At 37.1% G+C, this 21,249-nt stretch carries 17 protein-coding genes, 4 tRNA genes and 1 pseudogene; all 22 read left to right on the forward strand.

Translation table 11 applies throughout. The annotated features are described in order from the left end of the window. Positions 1 to 118: 118 nt before the first annotated feature. Positions 119 to 988, forward strand: coding sequence for a mechanosensitive ion channel family protein (locus tag ACFFIX_RS16800; RefSeq protein WP_378936016.1), 870 nt, complete (start codon positions 119 to 121; stop codon positions 986 to 988). A gap of 14 nt (positions 989 to 1,002) precedes the next feature. Further along, positions 1,003 to 1,203, forward strand: a complete 201-nt coding sequence (locus ACFFIX_RS16805; protein WP_378936018.1) for a DUF951 domain-containing protein — start codon at positions 1,003 to 1,005, stop codon at positions 1,201 to 1,203. 31 nt (positions 1,204 to 1,234) lie between these two features. Next, a pseudogene (locus tag ACFFIX_RS16810) lies at positions 1,235 to 3,244 on the forward strand (molybdopterin-dependent oxidoreductase). Positions 3,245 to 3,468: 224 nt separating this feature from the next. After that, on the forward strand, positions 3,469 to 4,569 hold the full coding sequence (ychF, locus tag ACFFIX_RS16815; RefSeq protein WP_378936020.1) for a redox-regulated ATPase YchF: 1,101 nt from the start codon (positions 3,469 to 3,471) through the stop codon (positions 4,567 to 4,569). Between the two features lie 109 nt (positions 4,570 to 4,678). Further along, positions 4,679 to 4,966, forward strand: a complete 288-nt coding sequence (gene rpsF / locus ACFFIX_RS16820) for a 30S ribosomal protein S6 (protein ID WP_378936022.1) — start codon at positions 4,679 to 4,681, stop codon at positions 4,964 to 4,966. A 40-nt stretch (positions 4,967 to 5,006) separates the two neighbouring features. Then, positions 5,007 to 5,546, forward strand: coding sequence for a single-stranded DNA-binding protein (gene ssb, locus ACFFIX_RS16825; protein WP_378936024.1), 540 nt, complete (start codon positions 5,007 to 5,009; stop codon positions 5,544 to 5,546). 99 nt (positions 5,547 to 5,645) lie between these two features. Continuing rightward, on the forward strand, positions 5,646 to 5,885 hold the full coding sequence (gene rpsR, locus ACFFIX_RS16830) for a 30S ribosomal protein S18 (protein WP_378936026.1): 240 nt from the start codon (positions 5,646 to 5,648) through the stop codon (positions 5,883 to 5,885). A gap of 189 nt (positions 5,886 to 6,074) precedes the next feature. Then, the gene (locus tag ACFFIX_RS16835; protein ID WP_378936028.1) at positions 6,075 to 7,007 is read left to right on the forward strand and encodes a YybS family protein; all 933 of its coding nucleotides are present in this window, start codon (positions 6,075 to 6,077) and stop codon (positions 7,005 to 7,007) included. Between the two features lie 36 nt (positions 7,008 to 7,043). Further along, positions 7,044 to 9,023, forward strand: coding sequence for a DHH family phosphoesterase (locus ACFFIX_RS16840; RefSeq protein ID WP_378936030.1), 1,980 nt, complete (start codon positions 7,044 to 7,046; stop codon positions 9,021 to 9,023). Continuing rightward, positions 9,020 to 9,466, forward strand: coding sequence for a 50S ribosomal protein L9 (rplI, locus tag ACFFIX_RS16845; protein ID WP_378936032.1), 447 nt, complete (start codon positions 9,020 to 9,022; stop codon positions 9,464 to 9,466). Before ACFFIX_RS16840 ends, rplI begins: the two co-directional genes overlap by 4 nt. Before the next feature lie 338 nt (positions 9,467 to 9,804). Then, complete coding sequence (gene dnaB, locus ACFFIX_RS16850; protein WP_378936034.1) at positions 9,805 to 11,160, forward strand: replicative DNA helicase; 1,356 nt, start codon at positions 9,805 to 9,807, stop codon at positions 11,158 to 11,160. A 627-nt stretch (positions 11,161 to 11,787) separates the two neighbouring features. Then, positions 11,788 to 13,074: an adenylosuccinate synthase gene (locus ACFFIX_RS16855; protein WP_378936036.1), complete on the forward strand. Its 1,287-nt coding sequence runs from the start codon at positions 11,788 to 11,790 to the stop codon at positions 13,072 to 13,074. A gap of 179 nt (positions 13,075 to 13,253) precedes the next feature. Next, positions 13,254 to 13,329, forward strand: a tRNA-Lys gene (locus ACFFIX_RS16860). Positions 13,330 to 13,344: 15 nt separating this feature from the next. Further along, a tRNA-Glu gene (locus ACFFIX_RS16865) sits at positions 13,345 to 13,416 on the forward strand. A 14-nt stretch (positions 13,417 to 13,430) separates the two neighbouring features. After that, a tRNA-Asp gene (locus ACFFIX_RS16870) sits at positions 13,431 to 13,507 on the forward strand. Between the two features lie 170 nt (positions 13,508 to 13,677). After that, positions 13,678 to 13,750, forward strand: a tRNA-Phe gene (locus tag ACFFIX_RS16875). 296 nt (positions 13,751 to 14,046) lie between these two features. Then, the gene (locus ACFFIX_RS16880; RefSeq protein ID WP_378936038.1) at positions 14,047 to 15,492 is read left to right on the forward strand and encodes a peptidoglycan DD-metalloendopeptidase family protein; all 1,446 of its coding nucleotides are present in this window, start codon (positions 14,047 to 14,049) and stop codon (positions 15,490 to 15,492) included. A 179-nt stretch (positions 15,493 to 15,671) separates the two neighbouring features. Next, positions 15,672 to 16,379 (forward strand): response regulator YycF, encoded by a 708-nt coding sequence (gene yycF, locus ACFFIX_RS16885; RefSeq protein ID WP_378936154.1) that lies wholly within the window; start codon positions 15,672 to 15,674, stop codon positions 16,377 to 16,379. A gap of 5 nt (positions 16,380 to 16,384) precedes the next feature. Beyond that, positions 16,385 to 18,214 (forward strand): cell wall metabolism sensor histidine kinase WalK, encoded by a 1,830-nt coding sequence (gene walK / locus ACFFIX_RS16890; RefSeq protein WP_378936040.1) that lies wholly within the window; start codon positions 16,385 to 16,387, stop codon positions 18,212 to 18,214. Continuing rightward, positions 18,211 to 19,560 (forward strand): YycH family regulatory protein, encoded by a 1,350-nt coding sequence (locus ACFFIX_RS16895; protein WP_378936042.1) that lies wholly within the window; start codon positions 18,211 to 18,213, stop codon positions 19,558 to 19,560. The genes walK and ACFFIX_RS16895 overlap by 4 nt, the downstream gene beginning before the upstream one ends. Beyond that, positions 19,547 to 20,362, forward strand: coding sequence for a two-component system regulatory protein YycI (locus tag ACFFIX_RS16900; RefSeq protein WP_378936044.1), 816 nt, complete (start codon positions 19,547 to 19,549; stop codon positions 20,360 to 20,362). The genes ACFFIX_RS16895 and ACFFIX_RS16900 overlap by 14 nt, the downstream gene beginning before the upstream one ends. Positions 20,363 to 20,384: 22 nt before the next feature. Beyond that, on the forward strand, positions 20,385 to 21,179 hold the full coding sequence (gene yycJ, locus ACFFIX_RS16905; RefSeq protein ID WP_378936046.1) for an exodeoxyribonuclease YycJ: 795 nt from the start codon (positions 20,385 to 20,387) through the stop codon (positions 21,177 to 21,179). The last annotated feature ends 70 nt before the right edge of the window (positions 21,180 to 21,249 follow it).

Here is a 21,249-nt window from a genome sequence, read left to right on the forward strand (position 1 = left end):
AAAACTTGTTAATATAGAAATAGAGTGGATAAGGAGTCATTATGGTTATTCCCATTTGGCTCGGATAAATAGGAATTGTTGTTAGATTGTTAAATTAGGAAAAGTAAGGTGATAGAATTTGCAATTGATTGAGAAGTTATGGAATCAACTATATGACTATATTAGCAATGTCCAACTCTGGATAAATCTTGGACAAGGCATCCTAAAGATCTTCTTCATTATTCTGATATCAGGTCTTTTTATTCGAATTGGAAAAGTGGCGATAAAAAACATCTTCTTGTTTCGAACAAAGTCACCACTGAATGTATCTGAAAGAAGAGAGAATACGTTATCAAAGTTATTGGAAAATGTCTTAACGTATGTGATTTTTTTTATTGCCATCATTATGACATTAGAAACATTAACAATAGAAATTGGTGCTTTACTAGCTGGAGCGGGAATTTTAGGATTAGCTATCGGATTTGGGGCACAAAGTCTTGTAAAAGATATAATTACCGGTTTCTTCATTATTTTTGAAGACCAATTTTCAGTCGGTGATTATATCAAAGTGGGAAGCTTTGAAGGATATGTAGAGGAAATTGGACTCCGTACGACAAAAATTAAAAATTGGACAGGTGAACTTCATATTTTACCGAATGGTAGTATTGTAGAGGTAACAAATTTCTCCATTCATAATAGTATTGCAGTTGTTGATATAAGTGTTGCATATGAAGGAAACATTCCAGAGATCGAAAGAGTCATTCGAGAGTTATTACTAGAACTACCAGAAAAGTATGAAGACATTGTACTTCCACCTGAGCTATTAGGTGTACAAAACTTAGCAGCTTCTGAAGTTGTACTTCGAGTGGTTTGTGAAGTTGAACCAATGAGACACGTCCACATTTCGCGTATGATTCGCAAGGAAGTTAAGATTAGACTTGATGAACACGGAATTGAAATTCCATATCCACGAATTGTGATGTTTAACCGAAAAGAAGACGTGAGTTAGAAGGGGGTTTTTTAATGATTGAAAAGGAATTTGGTCTAAATGATGTAGTTGAGATGAAAAAACCTCATCCATGTGGTGTGAATTGTTGGAAAGTAATCAGAATGGGGATGGATGTTCGAATTAAGTGTGAAGGATGCGGACATAGTGTGATGCTCCCAAGAAGAGAATTTTCCAGAAAAATAAAAAAAATATTGGTGAAACACATAGAGGAATAGATCTGCATTGGGGAAGAAGGGTGAGCATACGTTGAGTAAAATCGTATACAAATCTGCATGCCCTTTAAATTGTTGGGATAGCTGTGGATTTGAAGTTACTGTGGAAGACAATAAGGTAACAAAAATAGATGGTGATCAAGACCACCCGATCACTCAGGGGAAAATTTGTGGTCGAGGTAGAATGCTAGAGGCAAAAACAAACTCAGCTGATCGGCTTTTACACCCTATGAAAAAAGTAAATGGAGTGTTTCAGCAAATTTCCTGGGATCAAGCATTAGATGAAATTTCGCAGAAAATGTCAATAATCAAAGATGAATATGGGCCAACTGCTGTTTTGCATAGTCATGATTATGCAAATAGCGGACTACTTAAAAATTTAGACAAGCGGTTCTTCAATTGTTATGGAGGAGGGACAGAATTAATCGGCAGTATTTGTTGGGGAGCGGGTATCGAAGCTCAAACATGGGACTTTGGTAGCTCCTACAGTCACGCACCAGACGATATTTACCATAGTAAGCATGTGGTGGTATGGGGAAGAAATGTTGCTAGAACGAATATGCATTTATTTCATCATCTTCAAGAAGTAAAAAAGCGGGGAACGACGATAACTGTAATTGACCCCATTTTTAACGCAACAGCTAAAATTGCAGATCGGTATATCTCTCTTAAACCTGGAATGGATGGTTTGCTAGCGTTAGGGATTATGAAGCTACTTGTGAATGATGGGTTAGAAGATCAAGAATTTATCAAGAAACATACAGTTGGCTTCGAGGATTTACTGGACCTAATGCAGACAATTTCGATAGAGGAAATAGTAGAGAAAACAGAAATAACAATAGATGATTTTATTGTTTTAAGAGACATATATAAAGATCGACCGGTGTCAACTCTTATGGGGCTTGGAATGCAGCGTTACTCTAATGGTGGAAATACAATTCGCTTAATTGATGCACTCGTTGCAATTAGTGGGAACCTTGGTATCCGTGGTGGTGGAGCTAATTTTGGAAACCTTCAAGTTGGCCAAAGCTTTCAAATGGAACAACTTACTTTGCCGAAAAGGAAATGGGCTTCTAGACATTTCACAATGATGAAACAAGCGGAGTCTATCCTAGGTGCAAAAAATCCAGAGATTAAAATGATCTTTGTGACATGCGGAAATCCACTCACATAAGTTCCAGACTCTAATCGAGTCAGAGAGGCATTTCAGTCGGTTGATACCCTAGTTGTAGTCGATCACTTCTTAACGGATACTGCGGAAATGGCAGATTACGTTCTGCCTACAACAACCGTGTTTGAAGACGAGGATATTTACTACGCATCGATGTATCATCACTATATGAATTATGGTGAAAAGCTAGTTGAACCTCAGGGTGAAGCAAAATCTGATCAATGGATATGGACAGAGCTTGCAAAACGGCTGGGGTTTGGAAAAGAATTTGATTACACTAGTGATGAGTTTCTAAGAATGGGTTTACAGGACTTAGAAAAGCATGGCTTAACACTAGAAAGGCTTAAAAAGGAAAAGCGACTACCGCTTCCAGTTGATCATGTTCCATGGGAAAACAAAACATTCCTTACTCCTAGTGGGAAATATGAATTCACATCAGAAACGGCAGTAAAAAAGGGATATGATGGGTTATTAAAATTATTACTTCCATCTGAGTCTAGGTTTTCGAATCCTTCTCTTTCAGAAAAATATCCATATAATTTGCTTTCGATACACCCGATGAGATCAAATCACTCTCAGCATTACCCGATAATAGAAAGTTTGCAAAATGTTAAAATTGAAATTTCAGCTGATATTGCTCTTGAAAAAGGAATTTCAGAAAACGATAAAGTTCTCATTTTTAACGATCGAGGTAGATTAGAAGGAACTGCTAAATTGTTAAAACAAGCACATCCGAGAACAATCAATGTTGATGAAGGTCAGTGGCATAAGTTTGGAGGGACTGTCAATTTATTGACGCCAGATGGAGAATCTGACAATGGCTTAGGCAGTGTTTTATATGATTGCTTGGTAAACATAGAAATTCTAAAATAAAGAGAAAGTCAAGTTTCATTTCTTGATTTTCTCTTTTTGCACTTAAAAATAAACTCTTGTATAGTGAGTGGAGTAAAGTTTTATGGAACTTTTCACTCATTAACTAAAACGCTTGTTTTCTTATCCAGGAATTGAGCTTGTTTTTTAATGTATTAGTAACTATAATTGTTGAAGACTGATAAGAAAACGGACAAACTTTATTGTTATTGAGTAGGAGTGGAAGTATGGCCTTAACAGCTGGTATAGTTGGTCTTCCGAACGTAGGAAAGTCAACGTTATTTAATGCAATTACACAAGCAGGTGCTGAATCTGCAAATTATCCATTTTGCACAATCGACCCAAACGTCGGAATTGTAGAAGTGCCTGATGATCGCTTACAAAAGCTAACCGAGCTAGTAAAACCTAAAAAAACAGTTCCAACTGCATTTGAATTTACCGATATTGCAGGAATTGTAAAGGGTGCAAGCAAAGGTGAAGGATTAGGAAATAAATTCCTTTCTCATATCCGTCAAGTAGATGCAATTTGTCATGTTGTACGTTGCTTTGCTGACGATAATATTACACATGTTTCAGGAAAAGTTGACCCAATCTCTGACATTGAAACGATTAACTTAGAGCTAATTCTAGCTGATTTTGAAACAGTTGAGAAGCGCATAGACCGCGTTGCAAAGTTAGCAAAACAAAAGGATAAAGCAGCTGCTTCTGAACATGAAATACTAGTAAAATTGAAAGATGCTTTCGAAGAGGAACAGCCTGCTCGTTCTGTTGACTTTAATGAAGAGCAATTAAAGCTTGTGAAACAGCTACATCTTTTAACAAGTAAGCCTATTCTTTATGTGGCCAATGTTGGAGAAGATGAGATAGCTGAGGCAGCAGATAACCAATATGTAGAGCGAGTTCGCGAATATGCAGCAAATGAAGGTGCAGAGGTAATTGTTATCTGTGCAAAAATCGAATCAGAAATTGCTGAATTAGAAGGCGAAGAAAAGACGATGTTCTTAGAAGAATTAGGCATCGAGGAATCGGGATTAGATCAATTAATCAAAGCCTCATACCATTTACTTGGTTTAGCTACTTATTTTACGGCAGGCGTGCAAGAGGTAAGAGCATGGACATTTAAAAAGGGTATGAAGGCCCCGCAATGCGCTGGAATCATACACACAGACTTTGAAAGAGGTTTTATCCGCGCAGAAATCGTTTCTTATGAAGACCTTCTATCTGCTCAATCAATGGGCGCTGCTCGTGAGGCAGGAAAGGTTCGTCTTGAAGGTAAAGAGTATTTTGTTCTAGACGGAGATGTAATCCATTTCCGATTTAATGTTTAAACTCTTGCTTTTTTTAGGTTTTTTTAGTATAATTCTAACTTGTGAGTAATTTTATAAATTGCTCCTTGCCCAAATGCGGGCCGTTTAGACCAAAAGGAGGTGTAAGATGATGAGAAAATACGAAATTATGTATATCATCCGCCCAAACATTGAAGATGAAGCTAGAAAAGCTTTAGTAGAACGTTTTAACAACGTTTTAGCCGACAATGGTGCGGAAGTTACAGAAGCAAAAGAGTGGGGAAAACGTCGTTTAGCTTATGAAATCAATGATTTCCGTGACGGTTACTACATGCTCATACAAGTTGGTTCTGAAGCTGTAGCAGTTCAAGAATTTGACCGCTTAGCAAAGATCAGCGAAGATATCATTCGTCACATGGTTACTAAAAAAGAAAACTAATCTTTTAGATATAAATGTTATTTGGAAAAGGATGGTTCTGATGTTGAATCGAGTTGTACTAGTCGGAAGACTAACAAAAGATCCTGAGCTGCGTTACACACCAAGTGGGGTAGCTGTTGCCACTTTTACACTAGCTGTAAATCGTTCGTTTACAAATAATCAGGGTGAAAAAGAAGCTGATTTTCTTAACTGTGTAGTTTGGCGCCGACCCGCTGAAAACGTTGCTAATTTCTTGAAAAAGGGAAGCTTAGCAGGTGTTGATGGGCGATTGCAATCACGTAGTTATGAGGACCAGACAGGTAAGCGCGTTTATGTAACAGAGGTTGTTGCAGAAAGCGTCCAATTCTTAGAGCCAAAAGGTAGTAGCGGCGGAGGTAACAACAACTACAATAGCAATAATAATAACAATACGAACTTTGGTGGTAACCAAGGCGGCCAAAATCCTTTCGGTTCAGATCAGAATCAAAATCAGAATCAGAATCAAAGTCAGCGTAATCAAGAGCGTACAAGCTTTGATAACGATCCATTTGCAAATGATGGAAAGCCTATTGATATCTCGGATGATGACTTACCGTTCTAAACTAAACATAAGGGTATATCTGAATGCCAAAATTTAATTTTGGTAAAAAGATATCCTTTCTTATCCTTAACAAAATTAGAAGCAGAGGAGGCGAAATTCATGGCAGGTGCTCGCAGAGGTGGACGTGCTAAACGTCGTAAAGTGTGTTTCTTTACTTCAAACGGCATTACACACATCGATTATAAAGATATCGACTTACTAAAAAAATTCGTATCAGAACGCGGTAAAATTTTACCACGTCGTGTAACAGGTACAAGCGCGAAATACCAACGTAAATTAACTGTTGCAATTAAACGTTCTCGTACAATGGCTTTATTACCATACGTTACTGGTGAATAAGCATATGAAATGCAAAAAAACGCAGTGAGGTTCTCCTTACTGCGTTTTTATTTACACATAAAATGTAAAATGTATGCCGAAAAGAATAGCAAGAGACTTTGATGTTAAGCCGTCTCACCTTAGAGGGTACTTTAATTTTAAAGACTTTGTTGTTAAAATAGGCATGATGATGAAGAATGAGGTGAAAGTTTGAAGAAGGCACATGTTCTAACAGAAGGTGCTATTTTATTGGCTTTATTCACACTATTTCTGTTAATAACCCTGTATGTTCCAATTATCGGTGGCTTGTTAATGTTCGTGTTACCATTGCCTTTTATTTTATTTACCATAAGGCATGGTGTTAAACTGTCCCTTACTTTACTTATTGGAGGAATTTTACTTACCATATTAGTTGGTTCTTTAGTTGCTTTACCACTTGCAATAATTTGTGCTATTTGTGGGATTGTGATGGGGTACTTTTATGAAAAAAACCAATCAAGTGGGGCTATAATTGGAGGAGCAATTGCTTTTTTAATTAGTATTGTTCTCGTCTATATAGCGGCTGTTGCTTTTTTTTCATTCGACCCATTCCAAGAGGCAATTGCTTTATTTAAGAATTCTTCAGAGCAATCTCAGTCACTCCTTTCCTCATTGGGTCAGGAAGCAAATAAAGAGGCAATTAACGAGTTTGAGGAACAGCTTGCTAATATGCAATATTTAATCCCAAGTATAATTGCAAGTATAGCGGCGTTGTTTCCTTTTTTATTTCATGTAGTTTCAGTGCCAATTATGAGGCGTTTAAACATCAAAGTTAATTCAATTAAACCGTTTCGCGAATGGATGTTACCTAAAAGTCTTATTTGGTATTACTTAGGTGTGTCTTTATTCATGTTCATAAAATTAGAACCAGGTAGCTTTGGGCATTTAGCGGTTTATAACATATTTTATATTTTGCAATTGTTATTAGTCATTCAAGGAATTTCATTTGTTTTTTATTATACGTATGTAAAGAAACTCTCAAAGACATTACCCATCATAGTGGTGATTTCGAGCCTGTTTCTTCCAATCATACTTTATCTTGTAAGAATCTTAGGTATAATTGATTTAGGCTTTAGTATGCGTGAACGATTAACGAAAAAGTAAGTCTGGATTTACTGCACGCGAGGAGTTGAGAATAAATTGCCGAGTTTTTATGAAAAGCCTTTATTCCGTTATCCTATTTTTGCATTAATTTGTGTCACAGTGATTTCCATCCTGTTTCTCTTATTTTTCAATTGGATTATTGGAGTAGTTGGTGTGTTAATTTTAGGAGTGACTTTGTTTTTCTTAAAAAGAGCTGACCTAAATATGCAGTCAGAGATGGAAACTTATATTTCTACACTTTCTTATCGACTCAAAAAAGTCGGCGAGGAAGCATTAATGGAAATGCCAATTGGTATTATGCTTTTTAATGACCAGTATTATATTGAATGGACCAATCCCTTTATTGCTTCGTGTTTTGACGAGGATACACTAGTGGGACGTTCATTATATGATGTTGCGGATGCAATCGTACCTTTAATTAAACAGGAAGTTGAAACTGAAACAATAACCCTACACGATCGGAAATTCAAAGTGATTATTAAGCGAGATGAGCGTTTATTATATTTCTTTGATGTCACAGAACAAATTGAAATTGAAAAGCAGTATGAAGATGAACGATCAGCCCTAGCGCTGATTTTCTTAGATAATTATGATGAAGTAACACAGGGTTTAGATGACCAAACAAGAAGTTCGATAAACAGTGAGGTTACATCATTATTGAACAAATGGGCGACTGATAATGGTGTCTTTTTAAAACGAATTAATTCAGAACGATTTTTAGCTGTATTAAATGAAAATATTTTAACGAAGCTTGAGAAATCAAAGTTTTCTGTTTTAGATGAAGTTCGTGAAAAGACTACACTAAACAATGTATCGTTAACATTAAGTATTGGAATTGGAACAGGCGTATCCTCCCTACCTGAACTAGGGGACCTAGCTCAATCCAGTCTAGATTTAGCTTTAGGACGTGGTGGAGATCAAGTCGCGATTAAACAACCGAGCGGAAAAGTAAAGTTTTATGGTGGTAAAACGAACCCAATGGAAAAAAGGACAAGAGTTCGTGCTCGTGTCATATCACATGCGCTCAAGGAACTTGTTTTAGAGAGTGATAAAGTGATTATTATGGGTCATAAATTTCCTGACATGGATGCAATTGGATCTGCTTTAGGAATTTTAAAGGTTGCACAAGCGAATGGAAAAGACGGTTATATTGTCCTCGATCCAAAGGAGTTAGATTCAGGAGTTCAAAGGCTTCTAGAAGAAGTAAGGCAACATTCAGATTTGTGGTCACGTTTTATTAATCCAGAACAGGCATACGAGATCTCAACAGATGACACGTTATTAGTTATTGTTGATACTCATAAACCATCACTTGTTATCGATGAAAGACTGCTAACGAAAAGTGAGAATGTCATCGTAATTGACCACCATCGCAGAGGGGAAGAGTTTATAAAGGATCCTTTGCTTGTTTATATGGAGCCTTACGCTTCCTCTACAGCAGAGTTAGTTACTGAACTACTAGAGTATCAGCCTAAGCGCTTAAAGATGAATATGATTGAAGCTACAGCCTTATTAGCAGGTATCATTGTTGATACAAAGAGTTTTACATTGCGAACGGGCTCGAGAACATTTGATGCAGCTTCTTACTTAAGAGCAAAGGGTGCAGACACCGTACTTGTACAGAAATTTATGAAGGAAAACATCGACCATTATGTAAAACGTGCAAAGTTAATACAAAATGCAGTGATGTACAAAGACGGCATTATAATAGCTAGGGCAGACTCAACAATTGATGAGCACTTTGAACAAGTGATCATTGCTCAAGCTGCGGACACTTTGCTCACGATGAACGGGGTAATTGCTTCGTTTGTTATGGCAAGGAAAAGTGAGACGACTGTAGGGGTTAGTGCAAGGTCACTCGGTGATATTAACGTACAACTGATCATGGAAGCGCTAGATGGAGGCGGGCATTTAACAAATGCAGCCACACAGATTCATGAGACATCACTTGAAGAAGTTGAAGAAAAATTAAAAAGTGCAATAGAAGAATATCTTGAAGGAGGAACAAAATTATGAAGGTTATTTTTTTGCAAGATGTTAAAGGAAAAGGAAAAAAAGGTGAAGTGAAGAATGTAGCAGAAGGGTATGCACATAACTTTCTTCTAAAACAAAATCTGGCTGTTGAAGCAACACCTGCAAACATTAAATCATTAGATAATGTGAAAAAGAAAGAGCAAAAAGAATTAGAAGAAGAACTACAACAATCTAAAAACTTAAAAGAAACACTAGAAAAAATAACGGTTGAGTTAAAAGCAAAATCAGGTGAAGGTGGACGTCTTTTCGGTTCAATCACAAGCAAACAAATCGCAGATGAACTAAAAAAATCACATGATATCAAACTAGACAAGCGTAAAATAGAGCTACCAGATGGCCTTCGTGCACTTGGCTACACCAATGTCCTTGTTAAGCTCCATCCAGAAGTAACCGCAACCGTAAAGGTTAATGTAACGGAACAGTAAAATATTGGATTAAATTGTGATTTTGTGGAAAGAGTGAAATATATCTTGAAGCAAGGTCACTTTTTTCATATGATTATTAATTAGAGAGAACTATTTATACTTAACTTGAGTATCACTTTAGTAGAAGATAAATAAATTTTTTATATACCGGAATTTATATAATTCTAAAACTCAGTAAGCGTTTCGCAAGTCCAGTTCCGACGCACAGGACGTGCAAGTGTAGTCATGGCGATTGGCGTCGCGCTTTTGACTGCCAGCGCCTAGCTAAGGCTGACCAAGGCGCTGGCATATTTTTTAATATAATAAAAGCTTAATAGCTTTAAGGACGGTGATCATCAATGAATGAATTACTAGGTGATCGTATTCCACCACAAAATATAGAAGCGGAACAAGCCGTTTTAGGAGCCATTTTTCTAGAACCTTCCTCCTTAACTCTTGCATCAGAGTTGTTGATACCTGAGGACTTTTACCGTGCTGCACATCAAAAGATTTATAACGTCATGCTCGGTCTTTCTGACAAGGGTGAGCCTGTTGATTTAGTGACAGTTACCTCAGATCTAGCTGATGCAAACCTTTTAGATGAAGTTGGAGGAGTCTCATATTTAAGTGACCTAGCCAACTCTGTTCCAACTGCAGCAAATATTGAGTATTATGGAAAAATTGTTGAAGAAAAGTCAATCCTTAGACGTTTAATACGAACTGCCACTACAATTGCCCAAGACGGTTACAGCCGTGAAGATGAGGTTGAAGTTCTTTTAAACGAAGCTGAAAAAAACATCATGGAAGTTGCACATCGTAAAAATGCTGGAGCCTTCCAAAATATAAAAGACGTCCTCGTTCAGACTTACGATAATATTGAATTGCTTCATGATAATAAAGGTGAAGTAACGGGAATTCCCACAGGATTCTCTGAGTTGGATAAAATGACAGCAGGATTTCAGCGTAACGATTTAATTATTGTTGCTGCCAGACCTTCTGTTGGTAAAACAGCATTTGCTTTAAACATCGCTCAAAACGTTGCAACCAAGACAGATGAAAACGTCGCGATATTTAGTCTTGAGATGGGTGCCGATCAACTTGTCATGAGGATGCTTTGCGCAGAAGGAAATATAAATGCGCAAAACTTAAGAACCGGTAACTTAACAACTGAGGATTGGGGAAAGCTGACGATGGCTATGGGGAGTCTGTCAAATGCCGGAATTTACATTGATGACACACCAGGTATTCGTGTAAGTGAAATTCGAGCGAAATGTCGCCGTTTACACCAAGAAATGGGTCTTGGCATGATTCTCATCGATTACTTGCAGCTAATCCAAGGTAGCGGTAGAAGTAAGGATAACCGTCAACAAGAGGTTTCTGAAATCTCTCGTTCACTTAAAGAATTAGCTCGTGAATTAAAAGTACCAGTTATTGCTTTGTCACAGTTATCCCGTGGAGTAGAACAACGTCAAGATAAACGTCCAATGATGTCAGATATCCGTGAGTCTGGAAGTATTGAGCAGGATGCTGATATTGTTGCTTTCCTATATCGTGATGATTATTATGATAAAGAATCAGAGAACAAAAACATTATTGAAATTATCATTGCTAAGCAGCGTAATGGTCCAGTAGGTACTGCACAGCTTGCGTTTGTAAAAGAATACAATAAATTTGTAAACTTGGAGCGGCGATTTGAGGATGCCCCAGGTGCGTAAGACCGTTGCAAATGCAATCGGTCTTTTTTTTTTGATACTATCACCAAAATTTATATAATTCTAAGACACAGTAAGCGTTTCGCAAGTCCAGATCCGACACCTAGCCCTGACGCACAGGACGTCGCGTTTTTGACTGCCTCGAGGTCATAAGTCAATTCTAAATTGAAGGCAAAGACCACCTTCTATTTAGAATCGCCTTATGCTATGCCTGAGACTGACCTAGGCGCTTGCGCTTTTTTTATTAGATAAGAAAGTATAAATTTTTTACATGGAATGCGTTTCTGAATCCAGCTCCAGCGCCTAGCCCCGACGCACAGGACGTGCTAGTGCAGTCAATGCGACAGGACGTCGCGTTCTTGACTGCCTCGAGGTCATAAGTCACTCTGAAATTGAAGGCAAAGAGCGCCTTCTATTTCAGAGCGCCTTATGCTTGTCGGGGCTGAACAAGGCGCTTGCGCTTTTTTTATGATTTTACAAGATTATTTGTTTAATAAAGTTATTTATTGTGGTTTTTACGAACAAAGAAATTTTAAAGTTTGCTATTGTTCGTATTTTCGTTGACTTTGATTGAATGCATTGATAAAATAGGACTTGCTTGAAAGTGCGAAATTATGGAGGTGCTCGGATATGTCTTCAGTAGTTGTTGTTGGAACCCAATGGGGCGACGAGGGAAAAGGTAAAATAACAGATTTTCTTTCTGAAAACGCAGAAGTGATTGCACGTTATCAAGGTGGAAATAATGCAGGACATACAATTAAATTTGGTGGCGAAACATATAAACTTCATTTAATTCCATCTGGAATTTTTTATGATCAAAAAGAATGCATTATCGGTAATGGTATGGTTGTGGATCCTAAAGCGCTAATACAGGAATTAGCTTATTTACATGAACGTGGAGTAAGTACGGATAATTTGAAAATTAGTAACCGCGCACATGTTATTCTTCCTTATCACCTTAAATTAGATGAAGTTGAAGAAGAACGCAAAGGTGCAAATAAAATTGGAACGACTAAAAAAGGAATCGGTCCAGCATATATGGATAAAGCTGCTCGTGTAGGAATTCGTATTGCTGATTTATTAGATCGTGAAATTTTTGAAGAGAAACTTATTCGAAATTTAGAAGAGAAAAACCGTATGCTAGAAAAATTCTATGAAGTAGAAGGATTTACAGTAGAAGAAATTCTAGAAGAATATTATGAATATGGACAACAATTTGAGAAATATGTATGCGATACATCAGTGGTCTTAAATGATGCACTTGATGAGGGTCGTCGGGTACTTTTTGAAGGCGCACAAGGGGTTATGTTGGACATTGATCAAGGAACATATCCATTTGTAACTTCATCAAACCCAGTCGCTGGAGGCGTTACGATTGGTTCTGGTGTTGGTCCAACAAAAATCAAACACGTTGTCGGTGTCTCAAAAGCATATACGACTCGTGTAGGAGATGGCCCTTTCCCAACTGAATTAGACAACGAAATTGGCCACATGATTCGTGAAGTGGGGCGTGAATATGGAACAACAACAGGTCGTCCACGTCGTGTTGGTTGGTTTGACAGTGTTGTCGTTCGTCATGCACGAAGAGTAAGCGGGCTAACGGACCTATCACTTAATTCAATCGATGTGTTAACAGGCATTGAAAAATTAAAAATCTGTGTGGCATATAAATACAAAGGTGAAGTGATTGAATCCTTTCCAGCCAGCCTTAAAGTGCTAGCAGAATGTGAGCCGGTATATGAAGAGCTTCCGGGTTGGACAGAAGATATCACAGGAGTACGCAGTCTTGGAGAGCTACCAGAAAATGCTCGTCATTACATTGAACGAGTTTCACAATTAACAGGTATTCCATTATCAATTTTCTCAGTAGGGCCAGATCGTACACAAACAAATGTAGTGAGAAGCGTATATAGCTAATCACGTGTAAGGGGGCTTTAAGGGCTCCCTTTTATTTTGTATCGTTTCAACATATTAGAACCCTAACTTTTAGAAGATGTTTAGAAAATTTTTAAAATCTATAAAAATATGTTGTCTTATATTCAATGTGTATGTTATGATAGAAAACGTTCTGTAAAAGACTTATTTGTCTTTAAGACGAGCCATTAGCTCAGTTGGTAGAGCATCTGACTTTTAATCAGAGGGTCGAAGGTTCGAATCCTTCATGGCTCACCATTTTTCAACATATATGGCCCATTGGTCAAGCGGTTAAGACACCGCCCTTTCACGGCGGTAACACGGGTTCGAATCCCGTATGGGTCACTTCTATAAATATTGGTCCGGTAGTTCAGTTGGTTAGAATGCCTGCCTGTCACGCAGGAGGTCGCGGGTTCGAGTCCCGTCCGGACCGCCATTTTTATTTTGAATACTTAATTTGGCTCAGTAGCTCAGTCGGTAGAGCACGTCCGAGTAAGCTCCGAAGCGTTACTTCAGCGTACAAATCGAGCTGCTCCTTGAATAAGCTTCCTGAGATTTGGGCGAAGGTTCGACAGGAATCTTAAAATAATTAACTATACTTATCACGGCTCAGTAGCTCAGTCGGTAGAGCAAAGGACTGAAAATCCTTGTGTCGGCGGTTCGATTCCGTCCTGAGCCACTCAGGAAAAAAGCATGATTCTATTTTAGGATCATGCTTTTTTCTTTTCTACCAAAAGAATCATTTATCTTACAGGTCTTAATTGTCACAATTTAGACAAAATATTACAAAAAACTCTAAAATATGTAACGAATAATACAGTTTTATTACAGTTTATTTATTGAACTAGGTACTATTCTGAAAATATGATAAATTAGTAGAGTGGAAAAAAGTCAGAAAAATGTCGAAATAGATCTTTTTCCTTATATAAGAGGGGTGATATCTTCTTATATTACATACTTAGGAGGAAAATAATTGTGTTAAAGCATGCTAATAGATTGGTAGACCTATGCTTACCAAAGCGATCTTTACTTAAAAAGTTAACAATCGGTGCTGCATTTGCTGCTACTTTTACATTAGGATTCACTCAGGCTTCAGCTGAAGAATCCTTGAAAACGGTTTATCATGTTTATTTAGACAATAAGCATATAGGAACAGTAGATAATCAAAAGTTAATTGAGGATCTTTCACAAGAAAAAGTAGACAAAGTTGAAGATCAGTATAAAGATTATCAATTAACGGTTGAAGATCTAGAAATTATTCCAGAGCAAATGTTTCGTCCCGTATCAAATAATGAAGAAGCACTAGCCACACTAGAAAAAGAGCTCGATGTGGTTGTTGTATCTTCAACTCTTACAATTAATAACAAAAAAGTTGCTTTCTTTAAAAGCAAAGAGGATGCAGAAGAAACATTAAGACAATACAAGATGAAATATGTATCTGAAGATGTCCTAAACCAATTGGAAGCTCAAAAAAACAGTGGACAGCCACTTGAACCCGTCAAGGAAGGTCAGTCTCGTATTATAGACGTAACTCTTTCAGAAGAAGTTTCACTTTCATCAGAAAAAGTTTCTCCAGATCAAATTTTATCCGTTGAAAATGCCGTTAAGCTACTAGAAAAAGGTACTCTTGAGGATAAAAAATACCAAATTAAAGATTCAGATGTTCTAGGAAAGATTGCTTCGAATCATAATTTAACATTAGATGAGCTTATAGAGAGTAACCCGGGTTTAAAGGAAGACTCATTAATTAAGCCAGGTGAATTCTTAAATGTAAAGCAACAAAAGCCTTTTATAAAAATATTAGTAAAAGAAGAAGTCTCTAAGAAAGAAACAGTATCATTCGAAACTGATATTGTCGAAGAAGCGTCCATGCTTAAAGGAGAAAAGAAGACAAAACAAGAAGGTAAAGATGGAGAAAAGCTGCTGAACTACGTAATTTTTAAAGAAAATGGTTCGGAAATGAAACGGGAAATGACAAAAGAAGAAGTTTTACAAGAACCAGTTAAAGAGATCCTTGTAAAAGGTACTAAAGTTATCCCTTCTAGAGGTAGTGGCACTCTTTCTTGGCCTGCTGTCGGTGGGTATATATCAAGTAAACAGGGTAATCGTTGGGGTAAAATGCATAAAGGTATTGATATCGCTAGACCAAGTAATCGAACGATAAATGCTGCTGACAATGGAACAATTGCCTCGGCAGGATATGATGGTGGTTATGGAAATAAAGTTGTAATTAATCATAACAATGGATTAAAAACGATATATGCACATCTCGACTCAATATCTGTTTCACCCGGTCAAACGGTATCTAAAAGCCAGAAGATTGGTGTAATGGGGTCAACTGGAAATTCAACAGGTGTTCACCTACACTTTGAAGTATATAAAAACGGTACCTTAAAAAATCCATTAGACTACTTAAAATAAGCATTCGTACCTCTAGCATCCGCTAGAGGTTTTCTTATTAATATCATCTTATTACCTTTATACCCAGTATAAACCCAATTAAACCACTTTATATTTAGTGCCAATAGATGAATCTATTTGTAGAACGTGGTAAATTAAACAGTATGTACGTAACAGCTTACTTAAAAGGGGCGAAAAACATGGACAAGAAAATCTTAGTCGTAGATGATGAAAAACCAATTGCAGATATATTACAATTTAATTTAAAAAAAGAGGGCTATGAAGTCCACTGTGCATATGACGGAAATCGCGCTCTAGAAATGGTTGATGAGATTATACCGGATTTAATTTTATTAGATATTATGCTTCCAAGCCGTGATGGTATGGAAGTTTGCCGTGAGGTTCGAAAAAGGCATGAGATGCCAATAATAATGCTTACAGCTAAGGACTCTGAAATTGATAAGGTGTTAGGGTTAGAGCTTGGGGCAGATGATTATGTAACAAAGCCTTTTAGTACGAGAGAGTTACTAGCACGAGTAAAGGCAAACCTGCGTAGACAGCAAGTTGCTGGAACAAATGGTACCGTTCCGAATTCAAATGAAATTGCAGTGGGCTCACTTGTTATTCACCCAGATGCATATGTTGTCTCAAAACGTGGTGAAACAATAGAACTAACTCATCGAGAATTTGAACTTCTCCATTACTTAGCTAAGCATATCGGTCAAGTTATGACGAGAGAACATTTACTGCAGACAGTATGGGGCTATGATTATTTCGGTGATGTTCGAACAGTAGACGTAACAGTACGAAGATTAAGAGAGAAAATTGAAGATAGTCCTAGCCATCCAACATGGATTGTTACTAGACGTGGTGTTGGGTACTACTTGCGTAATCCTGAACAGGAGTAGAGGAAATGCAGAAAGTAAGGTTTTTCAGATCTATTCACTTTAAATTTGTGATGATCTATATGTTATTGATCGTATTAGCTATGCAAATAATTGGCATTTACTTTGTTGGTAAACTTGAAGATTCTTTAAAGGATAACTTTGAAACTTCTTTAACGCAACGAGTAAATTTGCTTGCGTATAGCGTTGAGCAAGAAATGTCTCGAGATCCTAAGGAACGTACTGATGATAAAACGCTAGAAAGTGATGTTTCCTCACTACTAAGAGATTTTGCAAGGGATGAAATTCAAGAAGTACGTGTAATAGATAAAAGTAAAACTGTTATTGCAACCTCAGATTCAAATCAAGATATCGTTGGGAAAAGAACGACAGAAGCGATGATACTGCGAGCATTAGTCGGTCAGGAATGGGGGAGCGTATTCATCGAGCCTGAAACTCGTAATCGAGTACGCATTATGACTTTCCCTATTAATAAAGGTATTAATGAGCAAACAATTGGTGCGATCTATGTTGTTGCCTCGATGGAAGAAGTATTTGCACAAATGCGTATTATTAATGGTATTCTAGCCACTGGTACTGGTATGTCATTAGCTATTACTGCTGCATTAGGGATATTTCTTGCGAGGACCATAACTAGGCCCATGAAAGATATGAGAAAACAAGCGATTGAGCTAGCAAAAGGGAACTTCACACGTAAAGTAAAGGTTTATGGGGAAGATGAAATTGGTCAACTAGCTGTCACCTTTAATAACCTGACTGAAAAGCTTGAGGAAGCACAGGCAACGACAGAAGGTGAACGGAAGAAGCTTGCATCTGTAATCGTATATATGACAGATGGGGTCATTGCAACAAACCCAGATGGTCGAGTCATACTAGTGAACAATCCAGCATTAAATATGCTAAATGTTTCACGTGAAACAATAAAAGATATGCAAATTACAGAGCTGTTAGGAATTCAAGACCAGTATACTTTTGTTGGTCTAATAGAGGAACAAGAATCCTTGGTTCTAGATATAAGTACAACTGAAAAACCACTTATACTTCGAATTAACTTTTCGGCTATCCAAAAAGAGGCAGGCAAACTCGAGGGACTTATTGCAGTCGTTTACGATATTACTGAACAAGAAAAGATTGATCAAGAAAGAAGAGAATTTGTAGCAAATGTTTCTCACGAATTAAGAACACCTTTAACAACGATGCGCAGTTACTTAGAAGCATTAGCTGATGGAGCTTGGGAAGACAAAGAGATTGCTCCACAGTTTTTAACGGTTACTCAGGATGAAACAGAGCGAATGATTCGTCTTGTTAACGATTTATTACAATTGTCAAAACTTGATAGTACAGACTATCGATTGAATAAAGTTTGGGTCAACTTCACAGAATTCTTCAATAAAGTTATTGATCGATTTGAAATGACAATGCCCAATCACATCTCCTTTTTAAGGGTTATCCCTAACGAAGCTCTTTATGTTGAGATAGATCCGGATAAAGTAACTCAGGTTTTAGATAACATTATCTCAAATGCAATGAAATATTCGCCAGAGGGTGGGTTAATTACATTTAAGGTTGATGTGTTGGCAGAACAGATACAAATTCTTATAAAAGACGAAGGTGTTGGAATTCCAAAGGATAGTGTGAATAAAATATTCGAGCGTTTTTATCGTGTGGATAAAGCTAGGACGAGGAAACTGGGTGGAACAGGACTTGGACTAGCAATTGCGAAAGAAATGGTATATGCGCACGGTGGCTATATTTGGGCTGATAGTCGAGAAGGAAAAGGAACAAATGTTTATTTTACGTTACCTTATAACCCGGATCAAGAGGATGATTGGGAATGAACAAAGAAAATGTAAAAAGTGTTGTTTTAACAATACTTGTCTTGATTAGTATTTTGTTAACTTGGGGTATTTGGACATTTCAACCTTCCTATGAAGAAATTCAGAGTAGTACTTACTTTGAGAATGAACCTATTAGTGTTGAAAAAAGAGAAGTTTATCAAGCGATAAAACCACAGCAAATTTATTTTCATGAAGAAAAAAATCATTATAGTAGCTTTAAAGCTCAATATTTGAAAGATACCTGGAAAGAAATACGTAAGTGGGAAATTACCGGTGCCATTGACCAATCAAATCTATATTCTGCAGATGAGTTTTTAAACTGGGTACATGGTGAAGATGGTAAGAATAAGGTGGAGATTGTCTTTTCAGATGAAATACCGATGAAAACCTTTCAATCAATTTTGAATTGGGAGACTGATGGAATGAGCTATACGGGATTTGACCGCATGATTATTCCAGCAGTGTCGGATAGTGAAGAGCAAAAAATCTACTTTGTTTCCTATGATGAGAAGAAGGTAATTGAAACTAAAGTTGATAATTCAATTTCAAGAGATTTTATTAAAGCTCAGTTTACAGATAAAGAGGATTTCTACACGTATAATATTTACGAAATCGGTGAAGGAAATAGCATCTTATTACCAGAGGGCAATTTCTCGATAAAAAAAGTTAAGTATCTTAGAGATAAAATTGATGGTGAAAAATTTAAACAGGCTCTATTTTCAAACCCAAGCCGTGTAAGAAGAGAAATTAGTATTTCTAAAAATACTTACACAGATGGAACAAGAGTTTTAAATGTTTTTCCTAATCGACAGGAACTTCGGTATGTAAACCCGACGATTCGCAATACTGCACCAGTAGAGCCCGATCTTTTAATTGAACAAAGCATTGGTTTCTTAAATAATCATGGAGGCTGGACCGACGATTACCATTTTTTTAATTTAGATGAGATGAATCAAGAGGTTTCCTTCAGATTATCTATCAATTCTATACCGGTTTTTGAATCATTTGAAAATGGCTCTGGCCCAACAGTTATACGACAAATATGGGGACGTAACGAGATTGCTATTTACGAAAGACCTTTATATTCATTAAGCTCTGATTTTCCACCCGAAGATATAACGCTTCCTTCAGGTGATGAACTACTTAATTTAATAAAGAAAAACCAACAAATTCAATTAAATCATATACAGAATATATTCCCAGCCTATGAGCTAGGAGAATCTCAGAGTGACCCCCAGTTAGTCGAGATCATTCCGATTTGGTGTTTGCAAATGCGAGATGGATCATTTGTAAAACTTCAATCAAAACAAGACGTCCTTGGGGGTGGAAGTAGTGGATTGGAATAAAACGAAAACAATCTTCATTATTGCCTTTCTCGTCCTAGATACGCTGCTTGTAGTGCAGTTTTATAGTAAGAGAAATAGTAGCAATTATCCTGTAATTCAGAACACACCGTTCGAAGAACAACTTGCAGCTGAAAATATTACCTATATTGAAATGCCGAATGAGACTGAAAAAGGCTCCTATATTACGGCGAAAAGTCATGAATTTACCGTTGAAAGTGTAGGAGAGTTAAAAGAGCAGAAAATTATCGAGCAAGATTCAGAAAAAAAACAGTCAGCCTTTCTAAGGATAAAAATGGAGTTCGATAAACCAGTTCCACTACCAGAATCAAATAGACAGAGCAAGCTAAATCAGCTAATGAGGGAAAAGGTATTATCTGGTGGTGATTACCGTTACTGGCATCAAGATGAAAGTACAAACTCAATTATTTATGTTCAGCAATACAAAGGAAAGATGATTTTCCAAAACCAAGTAAACAGCATTGGTATGATTGGTTTGTATGTTAATGACAAAAACGAAATTTATGGCTATGAGCAAACAATGTTAGAGGATATTAAAGAGTTCGGTGAAAAAGAGGAAACGATACCTGCAATAAAGGCAGTTGAGGCTTTATATAACAAAAATTATTTAAAATCAAATAGTGATGTTAAGGAAGTTAACTATGGTTACTATACGCAGTATCCATTATCAACTCAGCAAATACTTGCCCCAACTTGGCATATTGTAGTAGAAACAAGTGAAGAACAGAGAGAAGATTTTTATGTAAATGCATTAGAGGGAGACGTTTTGCAATCGAATAACTAAGGGAAATAGGAGAGTGAGTGATATGAGCTTGCAGTTTAGTGTACTTGCAAGCGGGAGTACGGGGAATGCAATTTATGTTGAGAATGATCAGCATTCATTGCTAATTGATGCTGGCTTAAGTGGGAAACAACTAGCTGGGTTATTTCAGCAAATAGGGAGAGACATGAACAAGCTCTCTGGAATTTTAGTGACACATGAGCATAGTGATCATATAAAGGGATTAGGTGTTATTGCCCGTAAATATAAAGTGCCCGTATATGCGAATGAAAAAACCTGGAATGCGATGGAAGGTTTAATTGGGCAAGTTCATTCTGATCAGAAGTTCATTTTCCAAACGAATACGGTTAGGAGCTTTGGCTCGCTAGATGTTGAATCTTTCGGTGTTTCACATGATGCTGCAGAACCGATGTTTTATGTGTTTCATTATAACGGAAAGAAGCTTGCGCTAATTACTGATACAGGGTATGTGAGTGATCGTATGAAGGGGACTATACGTGATGCTGACGCATATGTGTTTGAGAGTAATCATGATGTTTCTATGTTAAGGATGGGACATTATCCATGGAGCATTAAACGGAGGATTTTAAGTGATGTAGGACATGTTTCAAACGAGGATGCTGCACTAGCAATGATTGATGTTATTGGTGACACAACAAAAAGAATTTACTTAGCACATTTAAGTCTTGATAACAATATGAAGGATTTAGCAAGAATGTCGGTTGAGCAAACGTTAGCAAGTAAAGGGTTTATTGCTGGTGAGCAATTTGAGCTTTATGATACAGATCCTAAAGCACCGACACCGTTAGTATTCGTTTAAGAAAAGTTAGGTAAAGCGGCTTTTTTTTAACGTAATTGACTATAATACTGATGAGAGTTACACACTATTC

Origin of the sequence: Metabacillus herbersteinensis (assembly GCF_042433335.1) — a bacterium.
Classification (GTDB): Bacteria; Bacillota; Bacilli; order Bacillales; family Bacillaceae; genus Metabacillus; species Metabacillus herbersteinensis.